General features: G+C 36.5%; 12 protein-coding genes. 8 read left to right on the top strand and 4 right to left on the bottom strand.

What is annotated here, in order from left to right; genetic code table 11:
* Positions 1-103 precede the first annotated feature (103 nt).
* The gene (locus tag JFU24_RS09550) at positions 104-859 is read left to right on the top strand and encodes a YjbA family protein (protein ID WP_053344996.1); all 756 of its coding nucleotides are present in this window, start codon (positions 104-106) and stop codon (positions 857-859) included.
* A 56-nt stretch (positions 860-915) separates the two neighbouring features.
* Here JFU24_RS09550 and trpS read toward each other — a convergent pair whose 3' ends face one another.
* Positions 916-1,902, bottom strand: a complete 987-nt coding sequence (trpS, locus tag JFU24_RS09545) for a tryptophan--tRNA ligase (RefSeq protein ID WP_053344997.1) — start codon at positions 1,900-1,902, stop codon at positions 916-918.
* A gap of 644 nt (positions 1,903-2,546) precedes the next feature.
* Here trpS and JFU24_RS09540 point away from each other — a divergent pair.
* Complete coding sequence (locus JFU24_RS09540; RefSeq protein ID WP_242485454.1) at positions 2,547-3,686, top strand: putative glycoside hydrolase; 1,140 nt, start codon at positions 2,547-2,549, stop codon at positions 3,684-3,686.
* A gap of 52 nt (positions 3,687-3,738) precedes the next feature.
* On the opposite strand, the gene JFU24_RS09535 is transcribed toward JFU24_RS09540, so the two are convergent.
* On the bottom strand, positions 3,739-3,927 hold the full coding sequence (locus JFU24_RS09535) for a hypothetical protein (RefSeq protein WP_053344998.1): 189 nt from the start codon (positions 3,925-3,927) through the stop codon (positions 3,739-3,741).
* Between the two features lie 96 nt (positions 3,928-4,023).
* On the opposite strand from JFU24_RS09535, the gene JFU24_RS09530 reads away from it, so the two are divergent.
* From JFU24_RS09530 to pepF, 6 genes are all read left to right on the top strand, one after another.
* Positions 4,024-4,611, top strand: a complete 588-nt coding sequence (locus tag JFU24_RS09530) for a GNAT family N-acetyltransferase (protein ID WP_201221664.1) — start codon at positions 4,024-4,026, stop codon at positions 4,609-4,611.
* A 784-nt stretch (positions 4,612-5,395) separates the two neighbouring features.
* Positions 5,396-5,791, top strand: a complete 396-nt coding sequence (spxA, locus tag JFU24_RS09525; protein ID WP_034314502.1) for a transcriptional regulator SpxA — start codon at positions 5,396-5,398, stop codon at positions 5,789-5,791.
* Positions 5,792-6,260: 469 nt separating this feature from the next.
* Positions 6,261-6,929, top strand: coding sequence for an adaptor protein MecA (mecA, locus tag JFU24_RS09520; RefSeq protein ID WP_053345000.1), 669 nt, complete (start codon positions 6,261-6,263; stop codon positions 6,927-6,929).
* Between the two features lie 123 nt (positions 6,930-7,052).
* The gene (gene cls, locus JFU24_RS09515; RefSeq protein ID WP_201221663.1) at positions 7,053-8,564 is read left to right on the top strand and encodes a cardiolipin synthase; all 1,512 of its coding nucleotides are present in this window, start codon (positions 7,053-7,055) and stop codon (positions 8,562-8,564) included.
* Between the two features lie 103 nt (positions 8,565-8,667).
* Positions 8,668-9,876, top strand: a complete 1,209-nt coding sequence (locus JFU24_RS09510; RefSeq protein ID WP_201249884.1) for a competence protein CoiA — start codon at positions 8,668-8,670, stop codon at positions 9,874-9,876.
* A gap of 192 nt (positions 9,877-10,068) precedes the next feature.
* Positions 10,069-11,886 (top strand): oligoendopeptidase F, encoded by a 1,818-nt coding sequence (pepF, locus tag JFU24_RS09505; RefSeq protein WP_056528213.1) that lies wholly within the window; start codon positions 10,069-10,071, stop codon positions 11,884-11,886.
* Between the two features lie 1,018 nt (positions 11,887-12,904).
* Here pepF and JFU24_RS09500 read toward each other — a convergent pair.
* Entirely contained in the window at positions 12,905-13,804 is a 900-nt protein-coding gene (locus tag JFU24_RS09500; protein WP_082527662.1) for a ClpXP adapter SpxH family protein, read from the bottom strand.
* Positions 13,801-14,205: a globin domain-containing protein gene (locus tag JFU24_RS09495; protein WP_053345004.1), complete on the bottom strand. Its 405-nt coding sequence runs from the start codon at positions 14,203-14,205 to the stop codon at positions 13,801-13,803. The genes JFU24_RS09500 and JFU24_RS09495 overlap by 4 nt, the downstream gene beginning before the upstream one ends.
* Positions 14,206-14,212 lie beyond the last annotated feature (7 nt).

Below are 14,212 nucleotides of genomic sequence, written 5' to 3'. Positions count from 1 at the left end.
ACGTTCTATTTTTCTTAATCTGTTTTCTAGAATAGGAATAAAATGTCTGGTTCCTGCCTATACTGATTGACAAACAGAAATTTGTTTAAGTGAGGGATGAATGATGTTATATCTTCATGATGTATGGGTTAATTGGTTTGAAGGAGAAGAAAACGGCTATAATATTTGTCATTTTCATGAATGGAGGAAGGATGATGGGATCGAGCTATTAGATCAAGTTCCTCTGTTGAAAGTCTCAGCAACACTCTTCCACTACATAGAAAATGACTTATCAGAATTACCTAAGCCATTGCTTAGCGATGTCTATCAAAAAGCGTATGCAAGGAAAAACCATGAACGAATTCAGCTTGACTATTGTTTTATCGTTACCGATGGAAATGGAATTCTAGCTGTAGATACAATAGGTTATCATATTCCGATTCGGAAAAGCAGAATAATTCCTCGGCAGGAACAAATTGTTTATGACATGATAGAAAACCATGATGAGATGGATTACACTTTTACTGAAAAACCTACATCTGAGAAAGAATATCATATTTTATCGCCGTCACCCTTATTTATGAATGGATTGACAAGAAAAGAAAGACAGCTAAAGCAGCTTCTATTCATGGCCATGGATCAATTATTTACAGCGAAAAACACTGCTGAAATCCGTTATTGGTATACAGAATGGGCTCCAGAAAAATATGAGAGCATTCAAGAAATGGATTTTCAAATAGCTTGGCTTGAGTTATATGAGGAAATGAAGGAAGGCTGGTCAGAGAAACACCTACAACTATGCGAAAACTTAGTAAAGGGGCAGCCATTTTTTGAAAAGCTTTGGCAAGTAGAGACAGGAGATAGTCCATCAATATTATAGGAGCATTTAACATTCTTAAAAAGAAAAGACGATCCGATTAGGATCGTCTTTTTCTTTTATCTTTTTCTGCCAAGCCCCATACCGTTATACATTTTTCTGATCATTTTATTCGCTTCAATGTTCGCTTTTTCTGCACCACGGTCAAGAATTTCATCCAATTCAGGAGAATCAATTAATTTGTAATAGCGCTCTTGGATTGGTAAGATTTCTCCAAGTACTACTTCAGCTAAATCACTCTTAAAGTCTCCGTAACCCTTTCCTACGTATAATTCTTCAATTTCGGGGTAGGTTTTCCCGCTAAAGATGGAGTAAATCGACATTAAGTTGGAAACCCCAGCTTTGTTTTCCTTATCATAACGGACAATACCCTCGGAATCGGTAACCGCGCTCTTGATGTTTTTTTCGATTTGCTTTGGATCATCCAATAGGGCAATCGTGGCCTTTTTGTTAGAATCTGATTTACTCATTTTCTTAGATGGTTCTTGAAGCGACATTATACGCGCCCCTGCCGTCGGAAGGCTGATTTCCGGAATCTTGAAAATCTCGTTGTACTTATTATTGAATCGTTCAGCTAAATCACGTGTTAATTCAAGATGCTGTCTTTGATCTTCGCCGACAGGAACAACATCTGTACTATAAAGAAGAATATCGGCAGCCATCAGCGGGGGATAGGTCAGCAGTGCTGAAGAAACCCCTTCTTTACCGGCTGATTTGTCTTTAAATTGAGTCATACGCTCAAGTTCGCCAATATAAGAGATACTTTGTAATATCCAGCCTGCTTGAGCATGCGCAGGTACCTCTGATTGAATAAAGATTGTATTCTTTTCCGGATCGAGGCCAATAGCCAAATATAAAGCGGCTAATGTTTTAATGTTTTTTCTTAATTTAAGACGATCTTGTGGAACTGTAATTGCATGCTGGTCAACGATACAAAAGAAACAATCATATTCATTTTGTAAGTTAACAAATTGTTTCATTGCTCCGATATAATTCCCTAAAGTAACGGAACCGGATGGCTGAATGCCGGAGAAAATCCTTTTCAACTGCTAGTCACTCCTCTAAATACGTTTATTAAGTAAATGGATATTCGCTCTTCATTATTGTAAAGGATAAATAGAAAATGAAGCCACTTTTTTTGAAAGTAACTGGCGCCTTATTAAGATAGGAAAGCGCTCATTTATATCTCGTGGAGGGGACGTTTTGAAGTGATCACTTCGTGTATCGACGTCATTCCAGAAATACGAATTGTCCACTATAAATGTATTTTAGCATTTATTCATATTAAATGTATAATCGAAACAGCATAAAGACTATTATCGAGCCCATGAAAGGAAATTTTATTTCCTTCTATAACCATTCTGAATTATATAAGACGATTTCAAGAATGTGAGATTGTTTTTTATTTTTCAATGTGTAGACGATTTTGGGGAAGGATACAAGGTAATACGTTTCTAACAAAATTATCGTGTATGACAACGTAATTCAAAGGTACACATAGATTTTATTACCTTTTTTGAGACTAAAACCCAAAGTTTTTTTATTTATTAACTAGATATAGGAGTAAAGTTCAATCGTTGTGGTATTAAAGAAAGGGGTCTGTTGTAATTGTAAAATAAAATTGAAGACTGATGGCGAATGAGGTGGAGAAATGAAACCAATGACTAAATGGTTGATGACAGGGATGTGTATGTTCCTGATTCAGCAGCCTGTTCATGCAGAAAGTATGAACGAGACTAGATATGTAGCACTTGAAAGTAAAGAACTACCTGAGAGGGCCCCGCGTTTTGTATTTAATTCGGGTTTGAAGTTTGACTATCCGGATGCTGTGCGCGGAATTTATGTGACTGGACCTGCAGCGGGCGGCAACAAATTCAACGAACTTATTAAATATGTAGATGAAACCGATTTGAATGCGATGGTCATTGATATTAAGGATGACTGGGGAAACGTTACGTATAAGTCAGAAGATCCTGATTCTCCTTATGCTGGGATTGGTAAAGACCATATAAAAGATCCTAAGGAAATGCTGAGGAAAATGGAGGATAAACAGATTTATCCGATTGCCAGGGTAGTTGTGTTCAAAGATACCCTTCTCGCAAAAGAGAAGCCGGAATGGTCATTTTTAGATGAAAAAAAGGTATGGGAAAATGGTCGTGGAGAATCTTTCGTTAACCCATTCATGAAAGAGGTATGGGATTATAATGTTGGAATAGCTATTGAAGCGGCAAAGATGGGATTCAAAGAAATTCAGTTCGACTATGTCCGTTTTCCGGAAGGGTTTGAAAAAAAAGAAGACGAATTGAAATATAATATGGGTGACTATGATGAAGCAAAAATTAGTCATACTGCAAAAAGGGTACAGGCAGTAACGGATTTCGTCAGTTATGCGAAGAAACAACTAAAACCATACGGAGTGGATGTATCAGTGGATATTTTTGGCTATGCCGCTACGTTACCGGAAGCTCCAGGAATTGGCCAAAATTTCACCAAAATATCTGAAAATGTTGATGTTATTTCCTCGATGATATATCCAAGTCATTGGACATCTTATTTCGGTATCGAGAAACCTGATTTGGAGCCTTATGACCTCGTTAAGGAATATGCAAAATTGGAGAATAGGAAGCTGAAAGAACTGGAAGCACCACCGACTTCTAGACCTTGGCTTCAAGATTTTACAGCTTCTTATTTAGGGGCGGGGAATTATCAAAAGTATGGTAAGGAAGAAGTGGAAGCCCAAATTAAAGCTTTAAATGATAATGGAATTGATGAATATTTATTATGGAATGCAGCGAATCGGTATACCAAAGGGGTAGATTATACGCCGTGAAAAATGGATGACCGTTAGGGAATGGCTTTCGGTCATCCAATTTCTGTAGGAATTACCGTTTCTTATTTCCACCAACTTGATTCCATCCTGACTGAATTCGCTTTGATTGATCGAAAATATGAGAGTGACGTTTACCGCCAAACCATTTTTCGCCGATCCCATTCGTCACTACGCCATTCACGGCTGTAATGCCAATTACGCAAACCGCGACCAAAATCAGGTCTGTAAAATAACTAATCATCCTAACCCTCCTAATATTTTCAAGTTATTTAAGTTCTATTGTAGTGGATAAGAAAAATTGTGGAAAGTAAAAAGTAGTAAAAGAGGAGATTAAATTATGAATTGGTATGAAAAGTTAAATCAGTATTTTCCAATTGAAGAAATGAAGTCAAAAGAGCATATAGAAATTCTTTTAACGGATAAGCAGGAAATTTACAAAAAAGATGAAGGTCCTGACCATGTTTTATTATATGTGGAAGGGGATGAGTTTATTTTCATTGATTACCTGTTTGTTTCCAAGAAATCAAGGGGGCAGGGGTTAGGAAGAAAACTGATTCAAAAGTTGCAAAAAAGGCAAAAAACAATATTACTTGAAGTTGAGCCTGTGCAAGAACATGATGATGATACATTAAAACGACTACGGTTTTATAAAAGGGAAGGGTTCAAGCATGCTTCTTCTATATCATATAGCAGGAAATCGCTTGCTACCAAGGAGAATACACCGATGGAAATCTTATATTGGCCATCTGATTCATCTATAGAAGACGAAGAGGTATTTAATTTCATGAAAGAGATTTACTCTGAAATTCATACCTATAAGGACAATCACCTTTATGGAAAGTCTTATCAAAATGTAGAGGATGTACTGAGTATAAGTATGGGGCATGAAACGGATATATTTGAAGAGATAAGCATGAATAACTAGAGCCGGTATATTACCGGCTCTACAGTCTTTTTTTGTTTTTAAAATTTGACCGTTGATTTCCACTCCAGGCACTCGCTTTCCGCGGGCGGTCTGGGAGCCTCCTCGGCGCCATTGCGCCTGCGGGGTCTCCCTTGGACGCGCTTTTCCCGCAGCAGTCTCGTACCTTCCGTTCCAATCAACTTTGTTTTAACATTTAGATAGAACTCCTTTTGTCTACAAACTGAGAACCGGTAAAATTACCGGCTCTTTTCTTATGTATTTTTTGCTGGGCTACCGAATAAGAATTAACTTCTTGAATATTTACAAATCTCACCCCATTCTGATTCTTTTGATTTACCTTTTTTTTATGTTTATGGTTATATGTGCTAAAAGAATGGTTTTTTGAAAGAAAGGAGGATTTTGTTCTTCATTAAAGAAAATATATTAAAATGAACTTGTTTATTGACAAGGAATGGGGGTAAATAAAAGTAACGAACTAATAAAAAAATATGAGGGCTAAAATGAGAGTTAAATGAGAATGGTAGCTAGGTATTTTCAATTAGAAAAAGTGGATTAAAATGTATTACATAAAAAAATGAATTAGCTATAGTACAGGATAAACAAGAAGTTTTAAAGGATTTTTTCAATTTTGAAAAAGGGTATTCATTTTAAATAAATTAGTGTATAATTAACATTATGAAATACTTATTTAAAATTATTTCAAATTAGAGTGGTACTTATGAATACTAATAGTAGATTTCCCCTCATAGATCACCGATTCTATATTTAGGGAGTGTGAGTAAACATGGTAACATTATATACATCGCCTAGTTGTACTTCATGCAGAAAAGCAAAAGCATGGTTAGAGGAACACGAAATTGGATATAAAGAGAGAAACATTTTTTCAGAACCGCTTACGATTGATGAGATTAAAGAGATTCTGCGTATGACTGAAGATGGTACGGATGAAATCATCTCAACAAGATCAAAAACTTTCCAAAAATTAAACGTAAATTTGGAGAGCCTGCCTCTTCAAGAATTATATAAATTGATTAAGGAAAATCCAGGACTGTTAAGACGTCCAATTATCCTTGATGAGAAAAGGCTTCAAGTTGGATATAACGAAGATGAGATTAGACGCTTTTTACCACGTAAAGTTCGTACGTTCCAGTTACGAGAAGCACAACGTATGGTCAATTAATAAGGTTTTCAAGCTCTGCCGAGAATTGTGCAGAGCTTTTTCTTTATACATAACTGAATTCCCACTTAAATTTCACCTTTTAATCTGGATTTTAGGAAAATGCACCTTTTTGATATTAGCATTCGATTTGGCTACACTTGGTCACCTTTAAAGATAAAAGGTGAATGTAACTCACGATGTTATGTATATAGTAGAGCATTAACTAAAATTAAAGGAAGTTCCGATATAGTTGCATGCGGATGAATTTTTTTATAGAATGTATGGAATATTAGGCAAACAATTGTTTTTTAGAAAAGTAATGTTTTTTATTTCCCTTCTTAAAGGTTTTGTCATAAAATGATGTAAAATAGTCTGTTTTAATGACTAACATGATTTACAGTATTCACTTACGGGTAAAGAGCTTTTAAGAGCAATTTTCGCTTGGGGGTTATTATCCCTTCAAAATGAGAAAGGAAGGGAGAGGGGAATCATGGAAATCGAACGCATTAATGACGATACAGTTAAATTTTATATTTCCTATATAGATATTGAGGAAAGAGGCTTTGATCGCGAAGAGATTTGGTACAGTCGTGAAAGAAGTGAGGAGCTTTTTTGGGAAATGATGGATGAAGTGCATCAAGAAGAGGAATTCATGATTGAAGGACCTTTATGGATTCAAGTTCAAGCTCTTGAAAAAGGCTTGGAAGTTTTGGTCACAAAAGCCCAACTTGCCAAAGATGGTCAGAAACTCGAGCTGCCTCTTTCAGAAGATAAATTAAAGGATTTGAACGTATCAGAGAAGATGGATACACTTCTTGACCAACATTTTCATGATAAGGATGAAGAAAGCGGTATTACCTTTGAAGATGGAATGATTGAATTCATCACAATATTCGAGGATTTCGAAGATGTTATTTCTTTAAGCAAGCGTCATGGCTTGGATAGCTGGACAACGAAACTTTATGTTTATCAAAATAAATATTACCTCTATATCGAATTTTCCGAGGCCGAAATTGACGAGGAAGAAATTGATAATATTTTAAGTCTTTTATTGGAATACAGTCAGGAGTCACCGATAACCGTACACATGCTAGACGAATACGGTAAAATAGTGATAGAAAATGATGTATTCGCAACGGTTGATAAATATTTCGTATAACTAATAACTGTGGAGCCGATTTCAGTAGAAATCGGTTTTTTTCGCCCTAGAATGAATGTTTTTATCTTAGACAGGAAGGTCTTATTAGAGTGTGCCTGTGTTTGTTAATTGGAGGTAGTCTAGGTGAAGAATAAAGTCGGCATTAGTCTGCTTATTCTCTTGTTGGGTAGCACGTGGTATTTTCTATTAAAGGAGATCAATGGAGGGCTCTTCGGTTATTTCAGTCTGATATTGACTCTTTTCTTGGTGATTATTGGATTTATCATCTTCCTCGAAAATCGGGATCCCGCCCATACCATAGCGTGGCTTGTTGTATTTGGTGCTTTCCCAATTATCGGTTTCATGTTTTATTTTTTGTTTGGACGTAATTTCCGGAAAGAACGGATATTTCGTAAGAAATATTTTTTAGATAAGCAAAGTTTCGTAAAAGTAGACAGCGAAGCAGAACTTAATTATCGGAAATTTAAGGAGATGGGGGAGCACCCCCAGAAGTTATTTTCTCTTGCACAAAGGCTTGGGAATAGTCCCATCTCATTTACAACTGAAACTCGAATTTTAACAAATGGAGAGGAAACATTTTCTAATATCATCCAGGAATTAAAAAAAGCCAAACATCATATCCATTTAGAATATTATATTGTTAGGGATGACCATATTGGTGGTGTTCTAAAGGATGTATTGATACAAAAAGTAAGAGAAGGGGTAAAGGTTCGTTTTATATATGATGCGGTTGGCTCTTGGAAGTTAGCCAGATCCTATATTTATGAGCTGAGGAATGTAGGGGTCGAAATTGTTGCCTTTGGCCCGCTGCGTCTCCCTCTATTAAATAATAAATTCAACTTTCGTAACCATCGTAAAATAATTGTGATAGATGGGTCTGTTGGTTTTATGGGGGGACTCAATATAGGTGATGAATATTTGGGACGTAATCCGAATTTTGGATTTTGGCGTGATACGCATCTTATGGTGAAGGGAGAAGCAGTAAGGTCGTTACAGCTCATTTTTTTACAGGACTGGTATTACAGTACCGACCATAGCTTTTTATCTGATGAATATCTCCAAACCAGCCTGCCGCTTCATCATGAACATGGTGGTGTACAAATGATTGCAGGTGGTCCGGATAGTGAGTGGACAATCATTAAGAGCATTTTTTTTAAGATGATTACATCTGCAGAAAAGTCTGTATGGATTGCATCTCCTTACTTCGTTCCTGATGACGATATTTTTCAGGCATTAAAGGTTGCTGCTTTGAGTGGTTTGGATGTCAGGCTGCTCGTTCCGAAGAATCCTGATAAGCGTATTGTATTCCATGCTTCCAGAACATACTTTCCAGAAATGCTTGCGGCTGGAGTCCGGATTTTTCAATATAATGAAGGGTTCATGCATAGTAAAATTGTCATCGTTGATCATCAACTGGCTTCAATTGGGACAACCAATATGGATATGAGGAGTTTTCACTTGAATTTTGAGGTCAATGCCTTTCTCTACCGGACGGAAAGTACACAACACCTGGTGAATGACTTTTTGGAAGATATAAAGGTTTCACAAGAAGTGAATCTAGATGAATTCACCAAACGGAATATGGGGTTAAAAATACTGGAGTCCACTTGCAGATTACTTTCACCACTTCTTTAAGTGCTTGCACCTTTTAATGCCAATCAGGCATTTTTTTTTTGCTTAAATTTAAAAGGAATCCTATGTGATAATAGCGAATGGATATAAATTAAAGAGGTGACGTATGATAACTGCGATAAAAAAGAATGGAACTTGGATTACCCTTCCTGAAAAAATGACAGCAAATTTGCTTGCTGAATTGAGAATGTCAACAGATTATTACTGTCCGTGCTGCAAAGCAGAAATGACAATCAAGGCTGGAATGATTAAAATCCCCCATTTTGCCCACAAAAATAATTCTTCGTGCCGCGCTTCGTCGGAACCGGAATCCGCTTATCATATAATGGGGAAAAGAAAATTGTTTCATTGGTTTTTATCACACCACTATCAAGCTGATCTAGAAGCCTACCTTCCTGAAATAAGGAAAAGGGCAGATATCTTAGTAGCGATAGGAGGTATACGCTATGCAGTAGAGTTCCAATGTTCCGTTATTTCCGAGACTGAATTCATAGAACGAACAAACGCCTATCAAAGTGTCGGTATCAAACCAATTTGGATCCTAGCAGCTAAACACTTGAAAAGAAGGAATCTGCATGAATTCAGTTTATCAGGCTTTCATTGGTTGTTTGTTACTGGCAGCTACAATCACCCGTTTCTTTGGATGTATTGTCCAGAAACTAACCAATTATCAGCTTTAAAAAACCTCACCCCTTTTTCCCCTAGAAACGTGTTTGCCGAATTAACTACTGCTTCATTAGTGATACTTCCACCTAGTCAGATATCGCCTCGAAACTGCTTCAGCTTTCCTTTTCTACCTGCTTGGAGAAGTAAACGAAAAAACTGGTGCCTTAACCGTGTGAAAACTGCACGGAGAAGTGATTCATTTTTCCAGGGACTCTATTCACATCATATTTCGCCTGCGACGATTCCTATTGAAATAGGGGTGCCGGTTAGAGGAATGCTTTTGATCGAAACACCGCCGATTGAATGGCAAGCTTGGCTTTACATGGATGTGTTTCAAAAGAAAAGGCCTGGGGAAAAGATTATTATGAATGATGTTATCTATTTTTTTAAGAAGCGGGCAAAAAACGGGGGAATAAAGTTCAGATCATTGCCCTTGCTTAAGGAAATAGACATAGAGTATCCTGTTAGGCAATATATTCAGCTTTTAGAGCAAATGGGTTTAATATCAGAGTTGGAAGAAGGGGTTTTTAAAATTGTAAATCATTTCTCCCTTCCTTCGACTAGTGATGAAAGTCAAGTGATGGAAAGAATTTTTTATAATGAGCATAAGTTGATGATAGAAAAGGGGAATATCCATAATAATGAGTGATACCAGCGCGATTTACCTTGAATTCAGATGAAAGGGCAGGATTATTTTTGTTAATGGAGAAATAGTAAGAAGAAGGATTTTTATACTTTAAGAAAGCGTGATTGTTGTATATAGTAAATACAACGTTCAATCCGGTTTAAGGAAAGGGTTAGCTAACTGGAAAGTTTTCTATAGAATGGAGAGGAAATTATTATGACACAAGAAACAAAAGTAAATACATTGCCCTCAAGAAGTGAAATTGCAGCTGAAGATACTTGGAGGTTGGAAGATATCTTCGCGACTGAAGAAGACTGGGAAGCTGCCTTCAAAGCTGTAAAAGAAGACCTTAAGAAAGCGGATGCGCACAAAGGAACATTAGGTGAAAGCGCTGAAAAGTTATTTAGAGCCCTGCAATTCCAAGATGAAGTATTTGAGAAGCTAGGGAAAGTTTATTCTTATTCACATATGCGCAATGATCAAGATACAACCAATCCTTTTTATCAAGGAATGGAAGACCGTGCAAAAGCTTTATACGCCCAGGCAGCAGCGGCATTTTCTTATATGGTTCCTGAACTATTGAGTATTGACGAAAGCAAAGTGGCTGGATTTTTAGAAGAAAAAGAAGAATTGAATTTATATAAACATTCATTGGAGGAAATTAGTCTTCAGAGGCCTCATATCTTGTCTGCTGAGCAGGAAGCTTTATTGGCACAAGCATCAGAAGTACTCGATGCATCAGGTAATACTTTCGGCATGCTTAACAATGCAGATTTGAAATTCCCGACCATCAAGGATGAAGAGGGGAATGAAGTGGAAATAACTCACGGAAGGTACATTCGTTTCCTTGAAAGTGAAGATCGTCGTGTACGTGAGGATGCATTTAAAGGGGTATATAGTAAGTATGGAGAGTTTCGCAATACATTTGCTTCAACCCTGTCAGGTGAAGTGAAGAATCATAATTTCAATGCGACAGTTCGAAAATATGATTCGGCACGCCATGCGGCTTTAAGTAACAATAACATTCCGGAGACCGTATACGATAATCTCGTTAAAACGGTCAATGACAATTTGCCGTTACTGCACCGTTATCTTGAATTACGTAAAAAAGTCTTAGAATTAGATGAACTTCATATGTATGATTTATTCACTCCGCTTGTAAAAGAAGTGAAAATGGAAGTGACATATGAGGAAGCGAAAGATTATGTCCTTAAAGGCCTTGCTCCACTTGGGGAAGACTATTTAAATGTTTTAAAAGAAGGATTTGAAAATCGTTGGGTTGATGTGCATGAGAACAAAGGGAAACGAAGCGGTGCCTATTCCTCTGGTACATACGGGACGAATCCTTATATTTTAATGAACTGGCAGAATAACGTGAATAACTTATTTACTCTCGTTCATGAGTTTGGGCATTCGGTCCATAGCTTTTATACACGTAAATATCAGCCATACCCATACGGAAATTACTCTATTTTTGTAGCAGAAGTTGCATCGACATGTAACGAAAATCTATTGAATGATTATTTATTAAATACAATCGAGGATGAAAAGAAACGCATCTATTTATTAAATCATTATTTAGAAGGCTTCCGTGGTACGCTGTTCCGTCAAACGATGTTTGCTGAGTTTGAACATACAATTCATTTGAAAGCTCAAAATGGAGAGGCATTAACAGCAGATATGCTGACGAAGGAATATTATGAACTAAACAAGAAATACTTTGGAGAGAATGTAGCCATTGATGAGGAAATCGGTCTGGAATGGGCTCGAATTCCACATTTCTACTATAATTACTACGTTTATCAATATGCGACTGGTATAAGTGCAGCTACAGCCTTAAGCAAGCAAATACTAGAAGAAGGAGAACCAGCTGTCAAAAGGTATTTGGAGTTCTTAAAATCAGGAAGCTCCGATTATCCAATTGAGGTTCTCAAAAAGGCTGGCGTCGATATGACAAAAGCAGAGCCAGTGCAAGAAGCCATGAATGTATTTGAAGAAAAATTAAATGAGTTGGAAGAACTTTTGGCTAAATAAGAATCGGAAAAAGGACCCGCAAAGATGCGGGTCCTTTTCAGCTTACGTTATAATCCTCTAAAACGATTTCTTTGATTTAAACTGTGAAGAATAATGAAAAAAACAAAAAATAAAATAGGGGAGGTGAAATACAGAGGAATGAGATTCATGATACCGAGTAGCTGGACGAACAGCGACCCTATTAAGAGAATTAGTAAAATAGTGCCTTTCAATTTGGCCACCTCCAACCTGATAGAAGTAGAAAATCTGAAGCCTCCTTATAAGATTTTATGTTTTAGAATAGGCAGTATTCTAAGAATATGACAATAATGTGAAATGACGCACAAAGTGCTTGCGTTAGATAAGTATTATCTGATATAGTACAGATATAGAAGTTATCACATCCAAACATATACCCCTTTGTTTGATCGTCGTGAAATTTCTCCCATCCCCTTTGTTCGTATAAATAGATGAAAACTCGGCAAATTTCGCGATTTGCCGGGTTTTTTTTCATTAGAAAATATATAATTCATACTTTCAGTGATAAATATAGTGAAAAATGCAGGTATTTAAGGGAATTCACTTCTGTAAATTGGTTTTGAGCTCTGTGAATACGTTTGCCAAAAATATTATGTTTTATTAATAAAAAAATATACAAATAAATAAAAAATAAGAAGAAGGGTGGTGTGAATATATTGTGAAATTTTTCACAATATATTCACACCACCTTTAATTATAAAATGAATTTTTAACACTTATTTTGAAAAAGGCTCCAAATCAAGGGTTTATTGATTATATTAATAAGGAACTGCAAATACAGAAAAAATATTTTATGTACAAATTGTGAAATGTTACACAATGTAGTTGAAATATAGGTGAGTTATCTGTTATATTATTTATTGTGAAGTGAATCACAAACAAACTTATACCCCTTTGTTTGATCGTGAAAAGTTTCTCCCATCCCCTTATTTCTTATAAAAAAACCATGCAAAGAATGATTTGCATGGTTTTTCCCTTTTTATAATTAAAAAAGAAGCAGTCATTCTAATGACTGCTTCTCTGTATATCTCCAAAATGTACCGTATTTAGCTGGGATTTTTTCAGCAACTTGTTTTAAAACAAGTTTCTTCATTTCTAACTCGACGTTATTTTTATTCATATTGTAAACCGTTTCGATTTCTTTAGTAGCAACTAGTTTAAAACAACTTAAAAATTCTTCGAGCGATGGCGGTTCAGCAGGGGCAGGAAGACCATTCAGCATGTCTTCCAAAATTTGAACATATACCTCGTAAGAATAGACACCCGAAACTTTTATTCCTTCTTCTTCAATATTTTGATTAAAAAAGACAAGGGAGGGTATTTCTGTTACTTCCATTTCACTTGTGATTTTTAAGTCACATTGAAAGCCCTTTGCTGCACTGGAAGAATTGATATCATGTAGAAATTCCTCAACATCTAATCCTACGGTTTTGGCGCAATCGGTCAGGACTTCTATATTAGAGATATCCCTTTTTCCAATGAATACATGCTCTTGAAGCTGTCTTAAAAAGCGAATCGCTAGTTTTCTGCCCTGTAATTCGGCTGCTTTAATGGCAATGGAAGCTGAATATGGAGAAGAGATTGGGTTTTCTAACCAAAGGCTTCCGTCACAGGACATTCCCGAGCGGCTGGCAGTCTTTTCCCAAACTTGAGCAAGGTTTTCGTAATTTTTATTTTTCCCCATATTAAGAGAATCGATTTTACCGCTTAAAACATGGCGTAAGCTGAATAATTGGCCATATTCTATCTGTAATTTTCTTATAATTGGTTCTAAGCCCCAGCACTCGGGACAAAGTGGATCAACAAAAACATAAATTTCAATTGGCTTTTTTCCTATATCATAACAATGCTGTGTCTTTATCCAATCGGAAATATTGAAAACTGGTTTATGTGCGCTCAACTGTCTTCTCCTTTCCCGTCCATACCGGATGTATTGATCATATGTTGTGCCGTCAAATAGAGGCGGTGATAGAAAAACTCCCGTATTTCACCCTCAAGGCCTACTTCGTCCATAGCTTGATACATGCAGGAAAGCCATGCTTTCGCACGTTCTGGTGTTATTTCAAAAGGTATATGTCGAGCCCGCAACATAGGATGACCGTGTTCTTCAGTATATAAAGAGGGTCCACCTAAATATTGAGTCATAAATTGTTTTTGTTTACGGACCGTTTCTGTTAAGTCGTCAGGGAAAATCGGCTGCAAATCCGGGTGTTGACTAACGTTGGAGTAAAACACATCAATTAACTTGTGTAATTGCCCTTCTCCAATTAATTCATATGGTGTAGGGTTCCCTTGCATCATGCTGATT

This window comes from Peribacillus sp. TH27, assembly GCF_016650915.1.
Taxonomy (GTDB): Bacteria; Bacillota; Bacilli; order Bacillales; family DSM-1321; genus Peribacillus; species Peribacillus butanolivorans.
The sequence above is the reverse complement of the archived record's forward strand: the minus strand, read 5'-3'. Positions and strand labels throughout refer to the sequence as shown.